This is a genomic window from Streptomyces sp. NPDC029139 (assembly GCF_055564335.1).
The window spans coordinates 464,008-486,034 of record NZ_JBVHWN010000001.1; the positions used below are offsets into that span (position 1 = coordinate 464,008).

The 22,027-nt window shown below is 70.2% G+C and carries 15 protein-coding genes; 6 read left to right on the forward strand and 9 right to left on the reverse strand.

Annotated elements, in window-relative coordinates; translation table 11 throughout:
• Positions 1–12: 12 nt before the first annotated feature.
• From ACZ4VW_RS02050 to ACZ4VW_RS02080, 7 genes are all read right to left on the reverse strand, one after another.
• Positions 13–1,161, reverse strand: a complete 1,149-nt coding sequence (locus ACZ4VW_RS02050) for an ABC transporter ATP-binding protein (protein WP_467957410.1) — start codon at positions 1,159–1,161, stop codon at positions 13–15.
• On the reverse strand, positions 1,154–2,221 hold the full coding sequence (locus ACZ4VW_RS02055) for an ABC transporter ATP-binding protein (protein ID WP_467957412.1): 1,068 nt from the start codon (positions 2,219–2,221) through the stop codon (positions 1,154–1,156). The genes ACZ4VW_RS02050 and ACZ4VW_RS02055 overlap by 8 nt, the downstream gene beginning before the upstream one ends.
• Before the next feature lie 14 nt (positions 2,222–2,235).
• Positions 2,236–3,195, reverse strand: coding sequence for an ABC transporter permease (locus ACZ4VW_RS02060; RefSeq protein ID WP_467957414.1), 960 nt, complete (start codon positions 3,193–3,195; stop codon positions 2,236–2,238).
• Positions 3,188–4,120 carry an ABC transporter permease gene (locus ACZ4VW_RS02065; RefSeq protein ID WP_389173585.1) on the reverse strand — a complete coding sequence of 311 codons (933 nt, stop codon included), beginning with the start codon at positions 4,118–4,120 and terminating at the stop codon, positions 3,188–3,190. The genes ACZ4VW_RS02060 and ACZ4VW_RS02065 overlap by 8 nt, the downstream gene beginning before the upstream one ends.
• 185 nt (positions 4,121–4,305) lie before the next feature.
• Complete coding sequence (locus tag ACZ4VW_RS02070; RefSeq protein WP_467957416.1) at positions 4,306–5,949, reverse strand: peptide ABC transporter substrate-binding protein; 1,644 nt, start codon at positions 5,947–5,949, stop codon at positions 4,306–4,308.
• A 398-nt stretch (positions 5,950–6,347) separates the two neighbouring features.
• Complete coding sequence (gene typA, locus ACZ4VW_RS02075; protein WP_467957419.1) at positions 6,348–8,249, reverse strand: translational GTPase TypA; 1,902 nt, start codon at positions 8,247–8,249, stop codon at positions 6,348–6,350.
• A gap of 303 nt (positions 8,250–8,552) precedes the next feature.
• Positions 8,553–11,045, reverse strand: coding sequence for an ABC transporter family substrate-binding protein (locus ACZ4VW_RS02080; RefSeq protein WP_467957421.1), 2,493 nt, complete (start codon positions 11,043–11,045; stop codon positions 8,553–8,555).
• Positions 11,046–11,305: 260 nt separating this feature from the next.
• Between ACZ4VW_RS02080 and ACZ4VW_RS02085 the strand changes: the two genes are divergently transcribed.
• From ACZ4VW_RS02085 to ACZ4VW_RS02100, 4 genes are read left to right on the forward strand one after another with little or no spacing between them, the layout of a single operon-like run.
• Positions 11,306–11,554: a hypothetical protein gene (locus ACZ4VW_RS02085; protein ID WP_467957424.1), complete on the forward strand. Its 249-nt coding sequence runs from the start codon at positions 11,306–11,308 to the stop codon at positions 11,552–11,554.
• 9 nt (positions 11,555–11,563) lie between these two features.
• Positions 11,564–12,406 (forward strand): hypothetical protein, encoded by an 843-nt coding sequence (locus ACZ4VW_RS02090; protein WP_467957426.1) that lies wholly within the window; start codon positions 11,564–11,566, stop codon positions 12,404–12,406.
• Between the two features lies 1 nt (position 12,407).
• Positions 12,408–14,330: a fumarate reductase/succinate dehydrogenase flavoprotein subunit gene (locus ACZ4VW_RS02095; RefSeq protein WP_467957428.1), complete on the forward strand. Its 1,923-nt coding sequence runs from the start codon at positions 12,408–12,410 to the stop codon at positions 14,328–14,330.
• The gene (locus ACZ4VW_RS02100) at positions 14,327–15,100 is read left to right on the forward strand and encodes a succinate dehydrogenase/fumarate reductase iron-sulfur subunit (RefSeq protein WP_467957430.1); all 774 of its coding nucleotides are present in this window, start codon (positions 14,327–14,329) and stop codon (positions 15,098–15,100) included. Before ACZ4VW_RS02095 ends, ACZ4VW_RS02100 begins: the two co-directional genes overlap by 4 nt.
• Positions 15,101–15,177: 77 nt before the next feature.
• Here the strand turns inward: ACZ4VW_RS02100 and ACZ4VW_RS02105 are convergent, their stop codons facing one another.
• A complete protein-coding gene (locus ACZ4VW_RS02105; protein WP_467957432.1) occupies positions 15,178–16,197 on the reverse strand; it encodes a glycoside hydrolase family 18 protein in 1,020 nt (339 codons plus the stop codon).
• Positions 16,198–16,326: 129 nt separating this feature from the next.
• Here ACZ4VW_RS02105 and ACZ4VW_RS02110 point away from each other — a divergent pair, with 129 nt between their 5' ends.
• A complete protein-coding gene (locus ACZ4VW_RS02110; protein WP_467957433.1) occupies positions 16,327–18,456 on the forward strand; it encodes a TPM domain-containing protein in 2,130 nt (709 codons plus the stop codon).
• Between the two features lie 44 nt (positions 18,457–18,500).
• Positions 18,501–19,208: a PspA/IM30 family protein gene (locus ACZ4VW_RS02115; protein ID WP_467957435.1), complete on the forward strand. Its 708-nt coding sequence runs from the start codon at positions 18,501–18,503 to the stop codon at positions 19,206–19,208.
• Between the two features lie 138 nt (positions 19,209–19,346).
• Here ACZ4VW_RS02115 and ACZ4VW_RS02120 read toward each other — a convergent pair whose 3' ends face one another.
• Positions 19,347–21,914, reverse strand: coding sequence for a SpoIIE family protein phosphatase (locus ACZ4VW_RS02120; protein ID WP_467957437.1), 2,568 nt, complete (start codon positions 21,912–21,914; stop codon positions 19,347–19,349).
• Positions 21,915–22,027 lie beyond the last annotated feature (113 nt).

Here is a 22,027-nt window from a genome sequence, read left to right on the forward strand (position 1 = left end):
ACAGCGGCGGGACTACGCCGCGTGGATGACGTCCTTCTCCTCGGCGAAGTGGCACGCCGACTCGTGCGCGGCCGGGGTGTCCTGACCCTGGAAGCGCTCGGGGATCGCCAGGAGCGGGACCTCCGTGGAGCACTTCTCCTCGGCCTTCCAGCACCGGGTGCGGAAGCGGCAGCCCGACGGCGGGTTGGCCGGCGAGGGGACGTCACCGGTGAGGATGATCCGCTCGCGGCCCTCACGGGCCTCCGGGTCCGGAACCGGGACCGCCGACAGCAGCGCCTGGGTGTAGGGGTGCGTCGGGTGGTCGTAGATCTGCGTGTCCGTACCGATCTCGGCCATCTTGCCGAGGTACATGACGCCGACCCGGTCGGAGATGTGCCGGACGATCGACAGGTCGTGCGCGATGAAGACGTAGGAGAGGTTGAACTCGTCCTGCAGCTTCTCCATCAGGTTGATGACCTGCGCCTGGACGGAGACGTCCAGGGCCGAGACCGGCTCGTCGCAGATGATGATCTCCGGGTTGAGCGCGAGGCCGCGGGCGATGCCGATGCGCTGGCGCTGACCGCCGGAGAACTGGTGCGGGTACCGGTTGATGTACTCGGGGTTCAGACCGACCACATCGAGCAGCTCCTGCACCTTGCGGCGCCGGTCGCCCTTCGGGGCCACCTCGGGGTGGATGTCGAAGGGCTCGCCGATGATGTCGCCCACCGTCATGCGCGGGTTGAGCGAGGTGTACGGGTCCTGGAACACCATCTGGATGTTCCGGCGGACGGCCTTCAGCGCCCGGCCGGACAGCCGGGTGATGTCCTGGCCCTTGTAGAAGACCTCGCCCGCGGTGGCCCGCTCCAGGTTCATCAGCAGCTTGGCGACCGTGGACTTGCCGCAGCCGGACTCGCCGACGATGCCGAGGGTCTCGCCCTGGTAGAGGTCGAAGGAGACCCCGTCCACGGCCTTGACCGCGCCGACCTGCTTCTTGAACAGGATGCCCTGGGTCAGCGGGAAGTGCTTGACCAGGTTGCGCACCTGAAGGATCGGCTCGCCACGCTCGACCGGAGCCTCGATGGCGGCTACGGCCTCCGCCTCGGTGGCGGCCTCGACCGTCTCGACGGCGGTGACGTTCGGAGTCGCGTCCGCGGCCTCACCGTTCTTGCTGAGCTCAGCCATGGATCGTCTCCTTCCAGAAGTGGCAGGCGCTGCCGCGGCCGGGCAGCTCCGTGCCGTCCTGCTCGGCGACCGGCGCGAGCGCCGGGATCTCCGTGCGGCAGATGTCGTCGGCCTTCGGGCAGCGCGGGTTGAAGGCGCAGCCCGACGGGACCTTGAGCAGGTTGGGCGGCAGGCCCTTGATCGCGTACAGCTCCTGGCCCTTCTGGTCCAGGCGCGGGATCGAGTCGAGCAGACCCCGGGTGTACGGGTGGGCGGGGCGCTTGTACAGCTCGTGCACGGGGGCGGTCTCGACGATCCGGCCCGCGTACATGACCGCGATCTTGTCCGCGACGTCGGCGACGACGCCGAGGTCGTGGGTGATCAGGATCAGGCCCATGTTGTATTCCCGCTGGAGCTCCGCGAGGAGGTCCATGACCTGGGCCTGGACCGTCACGTCGAGCGCCGTGGTGGGCTCGTCCGCGATGATCAGGTCCGGCTCGAGGGCGAGGGCCATGGCGATCATGATGCGCTGGCGCATACCGCCGGAGAACTGGTGGGGATAGTCGTTCACCCGCGCCGCGGCGGCGGGGATCTTGACCCTGTCCATCAGCTCGATGGCCTTGGCCTTGGCCTCCTTCTTGGAGAGGCCGTGGTGCACCCGGAACATCTCGCCGAGCTGGTAGCCGACGGTGAGGACCGGGTTGAGGGAGGACAGCGCGTCCTGGAAGATCATCGCGATCTTGCGGCCGCGGATCTTCCGGCGCTCCTCGTAGGACATCTTGAGCATGTCCTGGCCGCGGAAGAAGATCTCGCCCTGCGGGATCTTGCCGGGCGGCATGTCGAGGATGCCCATGATCGCCTGGGCGGTGACGGACTTGCCGGACCCGGACTCGCCGAGCACGGCGAGCGTCTCGCCGGCGTTCACGTTGTAGTTGACTCCGTTGACCGCCTTGGCCACACCGTCACGGGTGTGGAACTCCACGTGCAGGTCGCGGACTTCGAGCAGCGGGCCGTTGTAGTCGTCGCCCCCGCGCGGGGCGGGAACGCTCGCGGTCTTGCCTGTGTTGTCGATGATGCTCACGTTTTACGCCCTCCTCAGCGCAGCTTGGGGTCGAGGGCGTTGCGTACGGCTTCGCCGAGCATGATGAACGCCAGAACGGTGATGCTCAGCATGATCGAGGGGTACAGCAGGATGTGCTGCGCCGTACGGATCTGCTGAACGCCGGCGGAGACGTCGACACCCCACGAGATGGTCGGTGCGGACAGACCTAGACCCAGGTAGGACAGGGTCGCCTCGGCCGAGATGTAGCCGCCGAGCGCGATGGTCGCGACGACGATCACCGGAGCCATGGCGTTCGGCAGGATGTGCCGGAACAGGATCCGCGTGGTGCCGGCGCCGAGAGCCTTCGCCGCGTGGACGTAGTCCGACTGCTTGACGGTGATCACGGCACCGCGCATGACGCGGGTGATCTGGGTCCAGCCGAGGAACGCGAGGGCGAAGACGACGACCCAGACGGTGCGCTCGGTGAAGGACTGCAGGACGACCATCGCGCCGAGCAGGAACGGGATACCGAAGAAGATGTCGGTGATCCTGGACAGGATCGCGTCCATGACGCCGCCGAAGTAGCCGGCGAGCATGCCCATGATGCCGCCGATGACGGTGACGATCAGGGTGACGCAGATACCGACGATGACCGAGGCGCGGGTGCCGTGGATCAGGCGGGCGTACACGGAGCGGCCCTGGCCGTCGTAGCCCAGCCACCCCTCGGAGCCGATCTTCCCCAGCTCGGGCTTGCCCAGGTAGTGGTTGACCAGGTCGCCCGCCGTGGGAGAGGCCCCCGTGAACCAGGTGGGGAACGCGGTGATGACCAGCAGGGCGAAGATCAGCACCGCCGAGACGACGAAGTACGGGTTGCGGCGCAGGTCCACCCAGGCGTCGCCCCAGAGGCTGCGCGCCTTGTCCGACTTCTGCTTCTGCGGGGTCGGGGCCGCCGCGGAGGGCGGCGCGATGGCGTCCTCGACGGCGGCGGCTGCGGTCTTGGTCACGTCAGGCATAACGGATCCTCGGGTCCAGGACCGCGTACAGCAGGTCGATGAGCAGGCTGGTGGCGAGGTAGACGAGCACCAGGACGGTCACGAGGCCGACCAGCGTGGTGCCCTCGCGACGGATGATCGACTCGTAGATCAGGCCACCGACGCCCTTGATGTTGAAGATGCCTTCGGTGACGACCGCGCCGCCCATGAGCGCGCCGATGTCGGTGCCCAGGAAGGTGACGACCGGGATCATCGAGTTCCGCATCAGGTGGACACCGATGACGCGGCGCCTCGGCAGGCCCTTGGCGACGGCCGTACGCATGTAGTCGGCGCGCAGGTTCTCGGCCATCGACGTACGGGTGAGCCGGGCCACGTAGGCCAGCGAGAGACCACCGAGCACGATGGCGGGGGCGATCATCTCCGACAGCAGCTGGTCGTTGCTGACGTTCGGAGCGATCCACTCCAGCTCGAAGGCGAAGACCATCTTGATGATGAAGGCGAGGACGAAGACCGGCACCGAGATGATCAGCAGCGTGAAGATCAGAATCGCGTTGTCGGCCAGGCGGCCCGCGCGCAGACCGGCGATGACGCCGAGCGCGACGCCGAAGATCAGCTCGAACGCGAAGGCCAGCGCCGCGAGTTGCAGCGTGACCGGGAACGCATCGCCCAGGACCTCGGTGACCGGACGCCCGTTACGGATCTGGGTGCCGAAGTCGAAGTGCGCGATGATGTTCCACATGTAATTGGCGTACTGCTGCAGGATCGGCTGATCCAGTCCGAGGTCTTGTCTGATCTTGGCCACGGTCGCCGGGTTGGCGGCCTTGTCGCCGAACAGACCCGCCACGGGGTCGCCGGGCAGGCTGTAGACCATGAGGAAGATCAGCAGGGTTGTCCCGATGAAAACCGGGATCATCTGGAGCAGTCGTCGTACGACATAGCGCCCCATCATGCCTCCGTTGAGATGTGACAGCCGCAGCGCTACGAGCCCTCCCCCGGCAACCGCGCCCCTGTGGGTGCGCGGATGTCGTGGAAGGGCCCCCCAGCCACTGCGTATCGCCGGTGCGAGGGGCCGGCGGACGGTGTGTGCCCGTCGGCCCCTCGCCTTACGGCTTGCGGACTACGCTTGGGTGATTACTTCTTGTTGACCGTGATCTCTTCGAGAACCGGGTCGCCGTCCTGCAGGTAGCGAACGCCGTTCACGTTCTCGGAGTAGCCCGCGTTGACCTTGTAGTACCAGAGCGGGATGGAGGGCATCAGGTTGACGAGCTCCTTCTCCACCTCCTGGTAGGCCTTCACCGACTCCTCGAGGGTGGCCGCGGAGTCGGCCGCCTTGATCTTCGCGTCGAGCGCCGGGTTGGAGAAGTCACCCTGGTTGCCGGACGCGCCCGTCTGGAACAGGTCACGGAGGAAGTTGGCGTTCACCGGGTAGTCGAGCGACCAGGCCGAGCGGTACATCGACTTGACCTGCTTCGCCTTGCGGGCCGCGAGGTCCGCCTGGAAGTCCGCCTTGCTGTCGCCGACGCACTTGATCTGCGTCGCCTGGGTGATGCTGTTGCAGACCGCGTCGACCCACTCCTTGTGGCCGCCGTCCGCGTTGAACTGGATGGTGATGGCGTTGCCGGGAACGCCGCCACCCTCCGCGATCAGCTGCTTGGCCTTGGCGGGGTCGAACTTGGTGACGTCGCCCGCGGCGTTCGGCTGGAAGCCGAGGACGCCCTTGGCGACCCAGCCGGTCGCCGGCTCACGCGTACCCTGCAGCACCGTCTTGGTGATGGTGGCGCGGTCGATCGCCATCGAGAGGCCCTGGATGACCTTCGGGTCGACCTTCTTGGGCTTCTTCCACTGGTCCGCGTAGAACGCGACCGCGATGGACTGGATCGCCGACTGGTCGGCGTCCACGGCGCGGTCACCGAGGTCCTGGTGGTAGACCGGGAGGTCCTTCGGGCCGACCTGACGGATGACGTCGAGGTTGCCGGACTTCAGGTCCTCGTAGGCGGGCTCGAGGCCGGTGTAGTTCTTGAAGATCACACCGCCGTTCTTCGCCTTGTTCTCGCCCTTGTACGCGTCGTAGCGGACGATCTTGATCTGCTTCTTGCGGTCCCACGACTCGAACTTGTAGGGACCGTTGCCGACCGGCTTCAGGCCCGCGGCGGCGGGGTCCTTGTAGAAGGACTCCGGCAGCGGCGAGAAGACCTCGTAGCCGAGCTTGTAGGCGAAGTACGGGACCGCGCTCTTGAGCTCGATCGTGAAGGTCGAGTCGTCGACGACCTTCAGGCCGGTGAGCTTGTCGGCGGTGGGCTTGGCGCCCTCCTTCTCCGGCAGCAGGGCCTCGGAGCCCTTGATGTCGGAGAACCAGGACGCGTTGCCCTGCTTGTTGTCGACGTTGGCGGCCCAGTTCCACGCGTCCACGTAGGACTTGGCGGTCACCGGGGTGCCGTCGTGGAAGGTCCAGCCCTTCTTGAGCTTGACCGTCCAGAGCTTGCTGTCCGCGCTCTCGACCGACTCGGCGTTCACCATCGTCAGCTTGCCGTCAGCGGTGTAGTCCACCAGCTGCGAGAACAGGCCCGAGAGAACGATCGAGCCGTTGGACTCCATCGTGTCGGCCGGGTGCAGAAGCTTCTCCGGCTCGCCCACCTCGATCGAGAAGATCCCGTTCGGGTCAACTTGGCCCTTGGCGTCGTTGCCGCCGTCGCCCTTACCCCCGCCACAGGCGGTTGCTGCCAGGGCGACGACGATCGCGCCCACTACCCACTTGGCGCTCTTGGCACCGCGCATGGGTTCCTCCTCATGAGTCCACTTGTCACTACAAGAAGGGCACTTCGAGTTCGCCGACACCCCTGACGGCTGTGCACTCAAGTGCCCCGAGTGTGCTCGTGAGTCGGCACTCCCCACAGTGCGTGACCCATTGACCCGAGCTCAATGGAGCCAACTATTAAGTACGTCAGGGCTGTAAACCACACTTAAGTGGTCTCGGTTTGACAACATCACTCGGGGCCTTGAGACCGAAATCCGGACAAAGCGATCACAGACAGACACCCGCGAAACGGACCGTTAACACACGTTCCGGAGAGCGACGCTCGATATGCGGACACCGGGGTCATGAAATGGATTTGACGAAAGGCCCGGACCCCCGCAGTGATCGCGGGGGTCCGGGCCTCGTGTCTGAGCGTATGTCAGCCGTTCTTGGCGCGCGAGGCCGAGCGGCCGCGCTCCTTCTGGTCCAGGACGACCTTACGGATGCGCACGGCCTCCGGGGTCACCTCGACGCACTCGTCGTCGCGGCAGAACTCCAGGGACTGCTCCAGGGACAGCTTGCGCGGCGGGACGATCGCCTCGAAGGAGTCGGCGGAGGAGGAGCGCATGTTGGTGAGCTTCTTCTCCTTGGTGATGTTCACGTCCATGTCGTCGGAGCGCGAGTTCTCGCCGACGATCATGCCCTCGTACACCTCGGTGCCGGGCTCGGTGAACAGCACACCGCGCTCCTGCAGGTTCGTCATGGCGAAGGCGGTGACCGCGCCGGCACGGTCGGCGACCAGCGAACCGTTGTTACGGGTCGTCAGGGTGCCGAACCACGGCTCGTGACCCTCGTGGATCGAGTGGGCGATGCCCGTACCGCGGGTGTTGGTCAGGAACTCCGTACGGAAGCCGATGAGGCCACGGGACGGGACGACGAACTCCATGCGGACCCAGCCGGAGCCGTGGTTGGACATGTTGTCCATGCGGCCCTTGCGGACACCCATGAGCTGCGTGACCGCGCCCATGTGCTCCTCGGGGACGTCGACCGTCAGGCGCTCGACCGGCTCGTGGATCTTGCCGTCGACCTCCTTGGTGACGACCTGGGGCTTGCCGATGGTGAGCTCGAAGCCCTCACGGCGCATCTGCTCGACCAGGATGGCGAGCGCGAGCTCACCACGGCCCTGGACCTCCCAAGTGTCCGGACGCTCGGTGTCGAGGACGCGCAGCGAGACGTTACCGATGAGCTCGCGGTCCAGGCGGTCCTTCACCTGGCGGGCGGTGACCTTGCGGTCCTTGACCGCGGCCTTGGCGTCCGCGCCCTTGCCGGTACCACCGCGGCCGACGAGCGGCGAGGTGTTCGTACCGATGGTCATCGAGATGGCGGGCTGGTCGACCGTGATCAGCGGCAGCGCGATCGGGTTCTCCGGGTCGGCCAGGGTCTCGCCGATCATGATGTCGGGGATACCGGCGACGGCGCAGATGTCACCGGGGCCGGCGACCTCGGCGGGCTTGCGGGTGAGCGCCTCGGTCATCATCAGCTCGGTGATGCGGACGTTGGAGATCGAACCGTCCCGCTTGATCCACGCGACCGTCTGGCCCTTGCGCAGCTCGCCCTGCTCGACGCGGAGCAGCGCGATGCGGCCGAGGAAGTTGTCGGCGTCGAGGTTGGTGACGTGGGCCTGGAGCGGCGCCTCCTCGTCGTACACCGGCGCGGGGACGTGCTCGAGGATGGTGGAGAAGAACGGCTCCAGGTTGGTGGAGTCGGCCGGGACGGTGCCGTCCTCCGGCTTGGTCAGCGAGGCGACGCCGTCACGACCGCAGGCGTAGACGATCGGGAACTCGATCTGGTCCTCGTCCGCGTCCAGGTCGAGGAACAGGTCGTAGGTCTCGTTGACGACCTCGTCGATCCGGGAGTCCGGACGGTCGGTCTTGTTGATGCAGAGGATGACGGGCAGGCGCTGCTGGAGGGCCTTGCGCAGCACGAACCGGGTCTGCGGCAGCGGGCCCTCGGAGGCGTCCACGAGGAGGACGACCGCGTCGACCATCGACAGACCGCGCTCGACCTCGCCACCGAAGTCGGCGTGGCCGGGGGTGTCGATGATGTTGATCGTGATCGGGGCCCCGCCGTCCTTGGGGTGATACTTCACCGCCGTGTTCTTGGCGAGGATCGTGATGCCCTTCTCACGCTCCAGGTCGTTCGAGTCCATCATGCGGTCGTCGAGCTGCTGGTGGGCGGCGAAGGCACCGGCCTGCTTGAGCATGGCGTCGACGATGGTCGTCTTGCCATGGTCGACGTGGGCGACGATGGCGACGTTACGGATGTCGTGGCGCGTGGGCATGGGTGCTTGCGCTTCTCTCGGATCGTGGGATGCGGCGTCAGTTCCTCTTACGCCCGCCGGGCGGACGCGCCACGGCTATGTCCTATGGTACGGGGCCGCCGCGCAAGGGGCTTCCCCGCCCAATTCGAGTGGGACTGCTAGGAGGTTTGGGGGCCTCGGTGGTGCTGCGGTGCACTGGGGTGAGGAGGAGCACTGAGCGTGCGGAACGGGCCGGGTCAAGGGGCCGGACGTGATCCTGCCCGCCGGGGTCGCCGGCGGGCAAGGCACTTGAGCTGCATCTGAGGTTGTGACCTGCACTTTCAGCTATTTGCTGGTGTTGCGCTCCGCGCCCTTGGTGGATTCGGGCTTCTTGAACCCGATGTCCTGGTAGCGCGGGGTCACGAAGCCCCAGGCGCCCGCGTTGACCACCGTGGGCTTCGCCGCGACCAGCTGCGGGCGCTGATAGAGAGGAATCGATCCGGCAGCGGCCCAGATCCTGGCGTCGGCCTGGCGGACGAGGTCGCGGGCCTCCTTCTCGTCGAGCGTCGCGACCGCCTGGTCGAAGAGCTGGTCGATGCGGTCGGTGCCGACCCGGGCATAGTTCTGCTCGACCAGGAGGGAGCCGTCGGAGGCCGGCTCGGGCTTGGCGAAGATCGGCCGGGCGTCGGTCGCGGGGAAGGCCGTCGCGGGCCAGGAGTAGAGGGCCAGGTCGTAGTCGCCGGAGGCGATGTGGTCCTTGAAGAAGCTCTCGTCCGCGACCTTGGTGACCTCGGTGCGGATGCCGACCGCGTCGAGCATCTGCACGATCTTGTCGCCGACGGTCCGCAGGGGTTCGGAGCCGGGGCCCGAGGGGAGGACGAAGCGCAGGCTGAGCGCCTTGCCGTCCTTGCCCAGGGCCTGGTCGGCGGCCGCGGGCCCGGCGGGGGCGGCCGTGCCGCGCGGGGCGTAGGCACCCGCGACGCCCTGGTCGGGCCTGGCCGGGTTCTGTGCCTTGGCCTCGGTGGTGCCGGCGTCGGTGGTGGTGGCGCCGGCGGCGGGGGCCGCGTCCAGCAGCGCGGCCTGGCGGAGCACCGCCACCGTCTGCAGGGCCGCCCCGGAGGCGGGGGCGAGGACATTGGTGCCGTTCTCGGGTCCGGCGGCGCCGATCACGGGCTCGGCCGCCTTGGCGCCGTCCCGGGCGGCGGTCCCCCCGGGCTTGTCGTCGCCGACGATGTAGAGGCCGTCGTCGGAGGCGGCGTCGGAGCCGGTGGCGGCCGCGTCGGCGGGCTTCCTCCGCTCGCCCGGCTTCTCGCTGCTGTCCTTCTTCTCGGCGGAGTCCTGCTCGTCGGTGGAGTCCTTCCGCCCGCTCCCCGGGTTCTCGGCCTTCTCCTCCTTCGTCTCCGCCTCGCTGCCCGCCTTCGTACCGGCAGGCTTCCTCGCCGCGCCGCCCGGCACCCAGCCCGCGTCGGCGAGCAGCGCCCGCGCCTCCTCGGCGTCCTGCTCGCCCAGCGCGTCGCTGCTGTCGGCGTACGCCGACTGGCCGGCCAGGGCCAGATGGCTGCCGGGCGGGTGGGCGGGCAGCCCCAGCGGCTTGAGTACGGCTTCGGCCAGTTCTCGGCGGTCGAGCGCCCGGGCCACCGCCCGGCGCACCCGCTCGTCGGCGAGCGGTCCGGACTCGCCGTTCAGGGAGAGCTGCGTGTACGCGGGCTCCAGCGACTTGCGCACCACGAACTTCCCGAGCGCCCGCTGTTCGGCGGCGTACCGCTCGATGGCCTGCTGGTTCTTCGTGCGGGCGGTCTGAACGGCCTGCGCCTTCTCCTCGTCGGAGCCGTAGGCCAGCGCCCAGGACTTCAGGGCCGCCGAGGGGGTGATCGCGGCGCCGGGGCCGTGCGCGAGCGCCTGAGCGCCGCTCTTCCCGGCGCGGGCGTCCCGTACCGCGCGGGCGATGCGGTCCGCCGCGGCCCGATCGATCTCGGCCAGATCGAGCTTGCCGGCGGCCAGCGCGGCGACGCGCTCGGCGCGGGGCACGGCCCTCAGGACGAGCTGATCGAGCTTGGCGGGCTGACCCCACCAGCGGGGGTTGCGGACGAGCGTGACGGTGCCCGCCTCCCGGTCGGTCGCCTTGAGCTGGAACGGACCGGCGGTCGCCTTCAGGGCGGTGCGCGCGCCGTCGTTGAAGCCGGCCGGGGACCCCATCACCTCCTTCGGGTAGAGGGGGGTGAAGAGGGACTGCCAGTCGGCGTACGGCTTGCCGAAGGTGACCCGGACCTCCAGGTCGTCCTTGCCGCGCTCGATCTTCTCGATCCGCTCGTAGCCGGAGTTGCGGGCGGTCCAGTACGCGGTGTCCCGGCCGCTCAGGGCCCGCCACTGCGCGACGAAGTCGGGGGCGCCGATCTCCCGGCCGTCGCTCCACACCGCCTGCTGGTTGAGCTTGTAGAGGACGACCTGCTTCGGCTCCGTCTCGACCACCTGCGCGGACTCCAGGTAGTCCGCGTTGCGCCGGGGCCGGCCCCGCTCGTCGAGGGTGTAGAGGGCGGGGAGCACGGCCCCGGCGATGCGCGAGGTGCTGTTGTCGGCGTCCGCCTGGAAGGCGTTGAGCGTGGTGGGCATCGTGTCCACGGCCCAGCTCAGGGTGCCGCCGTCGGCCACCCGGTCGCGCGCGGCGGGCGCGTGGTCCGGGGCGGCGGCCGGGGTCTCGTCGGCGCCGTCGCCGGAGCTGCAGCCGACCAGGACCGAGACCGCGAGCACCGCGCTGGTGAGGGTGGCGACGGAGCGGAGCGTGCGGGAGCGGGGGCTCCGTGAGCATGTCCTCCCGCGAGGGGCGCCGACCTGGGCCATGACTTGTACCCCTTCGTCCAGTTTTATGGCATTTGGAGATGATCACACCTATTGCTCATACACTGAAAAGGAGGGAGCGGATCCGGCGGCGGCGACACGGCGGTGGGGCGGAGAAACCCCACCCGTGCGGCCCAACCGCCGGGCGGCGCGGCTCTCCGGACGAGTGGAATCCCGTACACATGGCTTCACAAGCGGGATGTGACGCGCGACACTCTCAGGCGCGTGTTCGCCACCCGCAATCGCGGAAGTGAGGGCAATTCATGTCCCTTCAGGAGGATCTGGCGGCAGTCAGGCGCTGCCTCGACGACCTGGTCCGCACGGTCGGACAGCTGGAACGCAGCATCGCGGCGGAGCGGGGCACCCCCTCGCCGCCCTCCCCCGACCGGCCCGCCAGGCCGGCCCCGCCCGAGAACGTCGTGACGATCCCCGACACGCCGTACGAAGGCGGGCTGTGGGGCTCCGACACGGACGACGAGGGCCTGGGAGCACGCGACCGGCACGCGCCCTAGGAGACCTCGTTGGCCACAGGAACCGAACCGCCCTCCACCGGAGCCGGAAGGGGAGTGCCCGCCACCGGGGTGCACTCCCCCTCCCGTGCGGCCATCGCCCCCCGCCACCTACGGACCGACCGCTGGTGGCTGGCGCCCGCAGCCACCGCGGCCGGACTGCTCGCCTTCATCGTCTACTCCACCTGGCGCGCCTTCGCCAACAGCGACTACTACGCCGCTCCCTACGTCTCGCCGTTCTACTCGCCCTGTCTGGCGGAGAACTGCGTCCCGATGAAGGCCGGGCCCAACTGGGAGATCGTCGGCAGCTGGTGGGGGCTCTCCCCCGCCCTGCTGATCCTGGTCTTGCCGCTCGGCTTCCGGCTGACCTGCTACTACTACCGGAAGGCGTACTATCGCGGCTTCTGGGCCTCTCCCCCGGCCTGCGCGGTCGCCGAACCGCACACGGCGTACACCGGCGAGACCCGCTTCCCGCTGATCCTGCAGAACCTCCACCGGTACTTCTTCTACGCCGCGATCCCGGTCGCCGCGATCCTCACGTACGACACCGTGCTGACCTTCCGGGACGCCTCGTACGCCTGGGGCCACGCGGGTCTCGGGACCGTGATTTTCCTGGTCAACATCGTGCTGATCTGGGCGTACACCCTCTCGTGCCACTCCTGCCGGCACATCGTCGGCGGACGGCTGCGGCACTTCTCCCGCCATCCGGTGCGCTACCGGCTGTGGACCCTGGTGGGCAGGCTGAACGCCCGTCACATGCTGCTGGCGTGGGCCTCGTTGGTCTCGGTCGCGCTCTGCGATCTGTACGTGTACCTGCTCGCCACCGGAACCTTCGACGACCCGAGGATCTTCTGACATGGCTCAAGTCGAACGCGGGCAGTGGGACGTGGTCGTGGTCGGCGCCGGGGGTGCCGGGCTGCGGGCCGCGATCGAGGCGCGTGAGCGGGGCGCCCGTACGGCCGTGATCTGCAAGTCGCTCTTCGGCAAGGCGCACACGGTGATGGCCGAGGGCGGCATCGCCGCCTCCATGGCCAACGCCAACCCGCACGACACCTGGCAGATCCACTTCCGCGACACCATGCGCGGCGGCAAGTTCCTCAACCAGTGGCGGATGGCCGAGCTGCACGCGCGCGAGGCGCCGGACCGGGTCTGGGAGCTGGAGACCTGGGGCGCCCTGTTCGACCGTACGGCCGACGGCCGCATCTCCCAGCGCAACTTCGGCGGGCACGAGTACCCACGGCTCGCGCACGTGGGCGACCGGACGGGCCTGGAGCTGATCCGCACCCTCCAGCAGAAGACCGTCGCGCTCCAGCAGGAGGACTTCCGGGAGACCGGGGACCACGAGTCGCGGCTCAAGGTCTTCCAGGAGTGCACGGTCACCCGGATCCTGAAGGACGAGTCCGGGCGGGTGAGCGGGGTCTTCTGCTACGAGCGGGAGACCGGGCGCTTCTTCGTCCTGGAGGCACCGGCCGTGGTCCTGGCCACCGGCGGCATCGGCAAGTCCTTCAAGGTGACGTCGAACTCGTGGGAGTACACCGGTGACGGGCACGCGCTGGCGCTGCTCGCGGGCGCGCCGCTGGTGAACATGGAGTTCGTGCAGTTCCATCCGACCGGGATGGTCTGGCCGCCGTCCGTGAAGGGGATCCTGGTCACGGAGTCCGTGCGCGGCGACGGGGGCGTGCTGCGCAACGCCGACGGCAAGCGGTTCATGTTCGACTACGTGCCCGACGTCTTCAAGGAGAAGTACGCGCAGACGGAGGAGGAGGGCGACCGCTGGTACGAGGACCCGGACAACAACCGGCGCCCGCCCGAACTGCTGCCGCGCGACGAGGTGGCGCGGGCCATCAACGCGGAGGTGAAGGCGGGGCGGGGCTCGCCGCACGGCGGGGTGTTTCTGGACGTGTCGACGCGGATGCCGGCCGAGGTGATCCGCCGACGCCTTCCTTCCATGTATCACCAGTTCAAGGAGCTGGCGGACGTCGACATCACGGCGGAGGCGATGGAGGTCGGGCCGACCTGTCACTACGTGATGGGTGGCGTCGCGGTCGACTCGGACACGGCGGCGACGGTGGGGGTCCCGGGTCTGTTCGCGGCCGGTGAGGTCGCGGGCGGCATGCACGGCTCCAACCGGCTGGGCGGCAACTCGCTCTCCGACCTGCTCGTCTTCGGGCGGCGGGCGGGGTGGCACGCGGCGGAGTACGCGGCGTCCGCCAGCGCTTCCTCGGTGACCGAAGCGGGGATCGAGGCCGGGATCCAGGCCGGGATCGAGGCCGGGATCGAGGCGGCGGCCGCGGAGGCGCTGGCTCCGTTCGGCGCGGCGCAGGAGGCGTCCCCCGAGAACCCGTACACCCTCCACCAGGAGCTCCAGCAGACGATGAACGACCTCGTCGGCATCATCCGGCGCGAGGGGGAGATGGCCGAGGCCCTGGAGCGCATCGCCGCGCTGCGGGCGCGGGCGCGGCGGGCCGGGGTGGAGGGGCACCGGCAGTTCAACCCCGGCTGGCACCTCGCCCTCGACCTGCGGAACATGCTGCTGGTGAGCGAGTGCGTGGCCCGGGCGGCACTGGAGCGGACCGAGAGCCGGGGCGGGCACACACGGGAGGACCACCCGTCGATGGCGCGGGAGTGGCGACCGGTGAACCTGCTCTGTCACCCGGCGGAGGACGGCGGGATCGCGCTGGAGCGGACCACCACGGAACCGATCCGCCCGGATCTGCTCGCGCTGTTCGAGAAGGAGGAACTGGCCAAGTACCTCGCCGAGGAGGAGCTGTACGAGTGAGTACCTATGACGCGCACTTCAGGGTGTGGCGGGGCGACACCGACGGCGGGGCCTTGACGGACTTCACGGTCGAGGTGAACGACGGCGAGGTGGTCCTCGACATCATCCACCGGCTGCAGGCCACGCAGGCCCCCGATCTCGCCGTGCGGTGGAACTGCAAGGCGGGCAAGTGCGGATCGTGCTCGGCCGAGATCAACGGTCGCCCGCGCCTGCTGTGCATGACCCGGATGTCGATCTTCGAGCGGTCGGAGATCGTCACGGTGACTCCGCTGCGGGCCTTCCCCGTCGTACGTGACCTGGTGACGGACGTGTCCTTCAACTACGAGAAGGCGCGGGAGATCCCGGCCTTCGTCCCGCCGGAAGGGGTCGCTCCGGGCGAGTACCGGATGCGGCAGATGGACGTGGAGCGTTCGCAGGAGTTCCGCAAGTGCATCGAGTGCTTCCTGTGCCAGGACACCTGCCATGTGGTGCGGGACCACGAGGAGAACAAGACGGCGTTCGCCGGCCCGCGCTTTCTCATGCGGGTGGCGGAGCTGGACATGCACCCGCTGGACGCCGCGGCGGAGGCGGGCCTCGACCGGAAGCGGACCGCTCAGGAGGACCACGGGCTCGGGTACTGCAACATCACCAAGTGCTGTACGGAGGTGTGCCCGGAGAACATCAAGATCACCGACAACGCGCTGATCCCGCTGAAGGAGCGGGCCGTGGACCGTAAGTACGATCCGCTGGTGTGGCTGGGGAACAAGATCCGCAGGCGGCCGGGGGCGTAGAACCGGGCCGTGGCACCGTGCCCGGGCACCAGGTGACCCCCGGCGGTCGGCGGCGGGTGCCGGGGCCGGCGCGCGTGTCAGTGCCAGTCCTCGCGATAGGACGCCCAGTCCCCCTCCTTCGCGGCGAAGTCGACGTACAGCGCGACGCCGAACCGTTCGCGGTCGTGGTCCGTGCGCCCCAGGCCCAGCCGGACGCCGCGGACCGCGGCCGCCACCGTCTCCGCCGAGTCGTGGTGGCCGAGGTCGTCCTCGTGGAAGAACGGCAGGCCCATGAGCAGGTCGGTGTCCTCGGGCGTGACCTCCAGGGCGAGGCTGGTCTGCTGGGCGACGTATCCGCCGTACAGACTCTCCAGCGGCATCCAGGTGTCGTACGACATGACGGCGATCTGGTCGACGCGGCGGGCGACCTGTCCGAAGAACTCCTGCGACCACCACTTCCCGCGGCCCGTGACGGCACGGTTCACCGAGTGCGCGGCCGGCAGCGGGTCGATCTGGTGGGCGGCGACGGAGAGCGGCGCCTTGCGAGCCCTGGTCAGCTCGCCCAGGTCGTCGAGCAGGGAGAGGTAGTGCGCGTCGTCCGAGAGCAGGGGCTCCAGGTCGAAGTGGACGCCGTCGAAGCCGGCGTCCAGGATCTGCCGGGCCGATCCGACCACGGCCGCGCGCGAGGCGGCGTTCTCCAGGCGCAGGCCCTCGGGGCCCTCACTGGCCAGGATGTCCCCCAGCCACGCGTGCACCCGTATGCCGGGCATCGTCCGGTGCACGCTCTCGATCAGCCAGGCCGCGCGCGGGTAGCGGGCCGCGGGCAGGGTCCCGTCATGCTCCAGCGGACCGGCGTGGACGTAGAGGTCGCGTATGCCCGTCCCCTTGACACGCGCGGCGAACGCGGCGAGGTCGGCGTCCTTCTTCCGTCCGTCCACCCAGGCGTGGCCCAGCCAGATGGCGTCCTTGCCGCGGGACTGGGTCCCCTCGCGCAGGTCGCCCGCGTAGTTGAACCGCAGGGCGAGCGCGCTGCCGGCCGCCGGTACCACCAGGAGCAGGACGAGGCCGAGGACGACCCACCGCCCCCGTCGCCACCAGCCGCGCACGCGTCCGTCCACCCGAACTCCCCAGATCGTCGATGTCGTGATCACCACCCTAGGAGCGGCTACTGACAGTGACGCTCGGGGCGGCTAAACGGTTTCCGCCCGGTCGCGGCCGTACAGAACGGGACATAGCCTCCCCATGTGATGCGAAGAGCCACCCGAATCCTCCTCGCGGTGCTGGTGGCGGCGTGGTGGCCGGTCGTGCCCGCCGTGTCCGACGCCCGCGCCGACGACCCCGTCGTCCTGTCCCGCGAAGGACAGATCACCGACAGGGTCGGGGCGCTGGGCGACCGCCGCGGCGCGGTCACGCAGGCCCTGGACCGGCTCTACGACGACCGGCGGGTCCAGCTCTTCGTCGTGTACGTACGGGACTTCTCCGGGAGTCCGGCCCAGAGCTGGGCCGACGCGACGGCCGACCGCAACGGTCTCGGCATCGACGACGTCCTGCTCGCGGTCGCCACGCACGACCGGCAGTACGGGTACTCGGCGGACCCCGACTCCCGCTTCACCCAGGCCCAGCTCGACGACGTGGCGCGGACCGCGATCGAACCGGCGCTGCGCCAGAACGACTGGGCCGGAGCCGCGATCGGCGCGGCGAACGGCTTCGGTGCCGTACTCGCCGGACAGCCGGTGCCCGTCCCCTCCCTCACCCCCGGCGCCGCCGACCCCGGCGGCGCGTCGGACGAGGGCGGTTCGGGGACGGACCTGGTCCTTCCGGTCGTCCTCGTCGGCGGGGCGGGGGCCGTCGCCGCGTACGCCTGGACCAAGCGCCGGCGGCGGACCGGGGCCCGGAGCGCCCCCACGCCGCCCGGCGGGTCCGGCTGGGGCGCGCCGAGGAAGCCCGCGCAGGTCCCGCTGGACGAGATGGACGGACAGGCCCGACAGGCGTTGGTGGCCACCGATGACGCCGTCCGCACCAGCCAGGAGGAACTGGGATTCGCGACCGCCCAGTTCGGCGACGAGGCGGTGAAGCCGTTCACGGCGGTGGTGGCGTTCGCGAAGGAGGAGCTGACGGCCGCGTTCCGGCTGCGCCAGAAGCTCGACGACGCGTTTCCGGAGGACGACGCGACCCGGCGTTCGATGCTGGAGGAGATCCTCCGGCGCTGCGAGGAGGCGAACGCGCGCCTCGACGCGGAGTCCGAGGCCTTCGACCGGCTGCGGGCCCTGGAGCGCAATGCCCCGGAGGCACTGGCCACCGCGGAGGCCGCGTTCCGCGAGCAGACCGGACGGGTCGGTACGGCGGAGGCGACGCTGGTCGCGCTGCGGGAGCGGTACGCCGAGTCGGCGCTCTCCCCCGTCGCGGGCGACGCCGAGCAGGCCAAGGACCGGCTGGTCTTCGCGACGACGCACCTGAACCAGGCCCGGCAGGCGGTCGACGCGGGCGACAACGGAGTGGCGGCCGTCCATGTCCGGGCCGCCGAGGGAGCCGTCGACCAGGCGGCGCGGCTCACCGAGGCGGTGGACCGGCGGGCGCGGGAGCTCGCGGAGGCCGTGGGCAGGCTGCCGAACGCGCTGGCCGAGACCGAGGCCGACCTCGCCGACGCCCGGGGGCTGCTCCGAGGCACGGCCGAGGGAGTGCCGACCGCAGACCTCCAGGGCCGTATCGCCAGGGCGGAGACCGTCGTCGCCGATGTCCGGCGGTCGGTGGAGGCGGGCCGCCACGACCCGATCGACGCGCTGCGCCGCATCGAGCAGGCCGACGCGGCGCTCGACGAGGCGCTGGAGGGCGCTCGGGAGCGCGAGTCGGGGACGCGGCGCGCCCGCGCGCTCCTCGGTCAGACGATGCTGACCGCCCGTTCCGCGATCGGGGCGGCCGCCGACTACATCACGACGCACCGCGGGGCGGTCGCCTCCGAGGCCCGTACGCGACTGGCCGAGGCCCAGCGCCGACTGGGGAAGGCCGAGGCGCTGGCGGCCGCCGAGGATCCGCAGGCCGCTCTCGCCGAGGCGCGGCAGGCGGACGTTCTGGCCCGGCGGGCACAGGACCTCGCGGAGCAGGACGTCCGGACGTACGGGAACCCCGACGGCCTGGGCGGTGCGACGGGGGTGGGAGGTGGCGGCGGGCTCGGCGGTGCGGTGCTCGGCGGCATCATCCTCGGCGGACTGTTCGGCGGAGGTTCCGGAGGCGGCTTCGGAGGCGGCTTCGGAGGCTCCGGCAGAGGCGGAGGGGGTTTCGGTGGTGGCGGTTTCGGGGGCGGAGGCTTCGGTGGCGGGCCAGGCAGGTTCGGTGGCGGGGGCACCCGCGGCCGGCTGGGTGGCGGCGGCCGTTTCTGACCGTGCCGACCGTGGCACGCTCATCGCGCTCAAGGAGAACAGGCATGACCAAGCAGACGATCCTGGGCCGTGTCGCCCAGCTCGCGAAGGCCAACATCAACGCCCTGCTCGACCAGGCCGAGGACCCGCAGAAGATGCTGGACCAGCTGATCCGCGACTACACGGGCAACATCGCGGAGGCCGAGGAGGCGGTGGCGGCGACGATCGGCAATCTGCGGTTGATGGAGCAGGACCACCAGGAGGACGTCACCGCGGCGAAGGAGTGGGGCGAGAAGGCCCTGGCCGCGAGCAGGAAGGCGGACGCGCTGCGGGCGGACGGCCGGACGGCGGACGCGGACAGGTTCGACAACCTGGCGAAGGTCGCGCTGTCACGCCAGCTCCAGTCGGAGAAGGAGGCGAGGACGGCGGAGCCGACGATCGCCTCGCAGACCGAGGTGGTGGAGAAGCTCAAGAGCGGCCTCACGCAGATGAGGACCAAGCTGAGCGAGCTCCGGACGAAGCGGGACGAGCTGGTCGCGCGGGCCGCGTCCGCGCGGGCGCAGAACCGGATGATGGACGCGGTGAAGAACATCGATGTCCTGGACCCGACGAGCGAGCTGAGCCGGTTCGAGGACAAGGTGCGGCGCGAGGAGGCCAGGGCTATGGGCAAGCAGGAGCTGGCCGCGTCCTCGCTGGACGCCCAGTTCGAGGAGCTGGACGCCCTCGGCGACAACGCGGAGATCGAGGCCCGGCTCGCGGCGCTCAAGGGATAGCGCGCCCTCCGCGAGCCCTCCGCGAGCCCTCCGCGAGCCGCCCTCGAGCCGCCCGCGAGCCGGGTCCGCGAGCGCCGGCTGGGCGCGCGGTGCGCGGGGGTGCTGCGGTGCTGCGGTGCTTTGGTGCTGCGGTGCTGGTCAGAACATGCTCAGGAGTTGCTCCACGGTCGGCTCCGCGGCCTCGTCGCCGTCCGGCAGGGGCAGTTCGAACCAGACGGTCTTGCCGCGGGGCGTGCGGCGCGAGCCCCAGGCGGCGCTGAGGAGTCCGACCAGCTGCAGACCGCGCCCGCCCTCGTCGGTGTCCTTGGCCCGGCGGCGCCTCGGCTGGACCAGGCCGGCGTCCCAGACCTCGCAGACCAGGGTGCGGTCGCGCAGCAGCCGCAGCCGGATCTCGCCCTCGCCGTAGCGCAGCGCGTTGGTGACGAGCTCGCTGACGAGCAGTTCGACGGTGTCCACGAGCGCTTCGAGGTTCCAGGCGGTGAGCTGGGCCCGGGCCAGTTCACGCGCCCGGCCGACCGAGCGAGGCTCTCTCGGCAGCCGCCAGTCCCCCACCGCGTCGCAGGGCAGTCCCTGGATGCGGGCCATGAGGAGGGCGATGTCGTCCTCGCCGTGCCCGGTGTCGAGGGTGGTCAGGACACCGTCGCAGACATCCTCGAGAGGGCGCGACGCGTCGGTGAGCGCGGTGCGGAAGGCGCTCAGCCCCTCGTCGAGGGGATGGTCGCGGGACTCGACCAGTCCGTCGGTGTAGAGGGCGAGCAGCGAACCCTCGGGCAGTTCGACCTCCACCTCCTCGAAGGGCTCGCCGCCGACGCCGAGGGGCATCCCCGGGGGCACGTCGAGCAGCAGGGCCTTCTCGCCGGGTTCGACGAGGACCGGCGGCAGATGGCCGGCGTTGGCGAAGGTGCAGCGCCGGGTGACCGGGTCGTAGACGGCGTACACGCAGGTGGCGAGGTAGACCTCGGAGAGTTCGGGTCCGCGTGCCATGTGGGCGCGGGCGCTCTGCTGGGCTCCGGCGGGGGCGCCGAGGCCGCGGGCGATCTCGTCGAGGTGGGAGAGGACCTCGGCGGGTTCGAGGTCGAGCTGGGCCAGGGTACGGACGGCGGTGCGCAGCTCGCCCATGGCCACGGCGGCGCGCAGGCCGCGTCCCATGACGTCCCCGATGACCAGCGCGGTGCGGTGACCGGGCAGTTCGATGACGTCGAACCAGTCGCCGCCGACCTCGGTGGCGGTGGTGCCGGGAAGGTAGCGACAGGCGATGTCCAGTCCGGCGGCCTCGGGGTCGCCGGGCGGGAGCAGGCTGCGCTGCAGGATCAGGGCCCGCTCGTGCTCGCGGCGGTAGAGGCGGGCGTTGTCGATGCAGACCGCCGCGCGGGCGGCCAGTTCGACGGCGAGGGCGCGGTCCCGTTCGCCGAAGGGCTCGCTGCCCTTGGCGCGGGAGAACTGCACCAGGCCGACGACGGTGTCGTGGGCGACCATCGGCACCACGAGCGTGGAGTGGACGAGGCTGCCGTCGCCGCCCGGTACCGTCCGCACCCTTCGGGTGCGCAGGGCGCCCGCGCAGGGCGAGTTGAAGGGGTAGCGGTGGACGGAGCCGACCTCGACGGGTCCGGTACCGCAGCCCCCGTCGTCGGCGGTCGTCCCCGAGGTCCTGAGGGGGGTGTTCGAGACGGCGCTGGCGAAGGCGACCCGGCGCAGTTCGGCGCTGCCCGCTCCGTACCCGACGTCGTGGGAGTTGCCCCAGCGTCCGGGCGGGGCCTCGTCCCCGGTGAGCAGGCCCTGGTAGAGGTCGACGGAGGCGAGGTCGCAGAACCCGGGGACGGCGACGCCGAGGAGTTCGCGGGCGGTGGCCTCCAGGTCGAGGGAGTTGCCGATGCGGGCGCCCGCCTCGTTGAGGAGGGCCAGGTTGCGGCGTGCGTTCGCCGCCTCGCGGGCGGCGTTGTGGCGGCGGGTCACGTCGATGCCGAGCCCGGCCACGCCGACGGGTCGCCCGGAGCCGCCGTGCACCCGGTAGAGGTTGATCGACCAGTGGCGGCGGTCGTTGGAGCCCGGGGGCGCTCCGACGATCTGGAGTTCGGTGACGGCCTCGCCGGTCTCCAGGACCCGCTGGAGCGCGGCGGTCATGCGCTCGGCCTCGGGGCGCGCGAGGTAGTCGTGGACGGTACGGCCCCGGTGGTCGTCGGCGTGGCCGCCGAAGACGGCGGCGAAGCGCTGGTTGGCCCGCTTCACGGTGAGGTCGGTGTCGAAGAGCAGGAAACCGAAGGGCGATTGGCCGAAAATAGCCTGCGAGGCGGCGAGGTCGGTCTCGATGTGCCGCAGGGCCCGGACGTCGACGACGATGCACAGCGCGGCCCGCTCTCCGGAGGGCGTCTCGCTCGGCATGACGTACATCTCGGCGATCCCGTCACGGCGCTTCTGCCCGGGGATCCGGAAGGGGACGAGGCCCGTCCATTCCTTGCCGTCGAGGATCTCCGCGACCCGGCGCCGACCACGCTCCCGCAGGTCGGGCGGCATGAACGCCTCGACAGGGTCCTTGCCCATCGCCTCCTGGGCGGGCACGCCGAAGAGGTCCACGGCCCGGCGGCTCCACTGGTCGACGAGCCCGTCGGGCCCTATCGAGAAGGAGGCGACCCGGATGTAGTCATAGATCGAGCCGGGCGGGCTGCTCTGCCACACGACGCCGCTCGCCGACTCAGGTATCTCGCTCACGCGACCGTCCCCTCCAGCTCACCGCACCGGACCGGCCATGCCCGCAGTATTCAGCACTACGGCCCCCGACGGCACGACGTTCACGATCACAGGGTGGTCTCGTTCATTTCCGG

Coding starts and splice junctions, on each gene's coding strand:
- ACZ4VW_RS02110 (WP_467957433.1), top strand. CDS start 16,327: ATGCGAAGAGCCACCCGAATCCTCCTCGCGGTGCTGGTGGCGGCGTGG.
- ACZ4VW_RS02085 (WP_467957424.1), top strand. CDS start 11,306: ATGTCCCTTCAGGAGGATCTGGCGGCAGTCAGGCGCTGCCTCGACGAC.
- typA (WP_467957419.1), bottom strand. CDS start 8,249: ATGCCCACGCGCCACGACATCCGTAACGTCGCCATCGTCGCCCACGTC.
- ACZ4VW_RS02065 (WP_389173585.1), bottom strand. CDS start 4,120: ATGGGGCGCTATGTCGTACGACGACTGCTCCAGATGATCCCGGTTTTC.
- ACZ4VW_RS02095 (WP_467957428.1), top strand. CDS start 12,408: ATGGCTCAAGTCGAACGCGGGCAGTGGGACGTGGTCGTGGTCGGCGCC.
- ACZ4VW_RS02115 (WP_467957435.1), top strand. CDS start 18,501: ATGACCAAGCAGACGATCCTGGGCCGTGTCGCCCAGCTCGCGAAGGCC.
- ACZ4VW_RS02080 (WP_467957421.1), bottom strand. CDS start 11,045: ATGGCCCAGGTCGGCGCCCCTCGCGGGAGGACATGCTCACGGAGCCCC.
- ACZ4VW_RS02060 (WP_467957414.1), bottom strand. CDS start 3,195: ATGCCTGACGTGACCAAGACCGCAGCCGCCGCCGTCGAGGACGCCATC.
- ACZ4VW_RS02050 (WP_467957410.1), bottom strand. CDS start 1,161: ATGGCTGAGCTCAGCAAGAACGGTGAGGCCGCGGACGCGACTCCGAAC.
- ACZ4VW_RS02070 (WP_467957416.1), bottom strand. CDS start 5,949: ATGCGCGGTGCCAAGAGCGCCAAGTGGGTAGTGGGCGCGATCGTCGTC.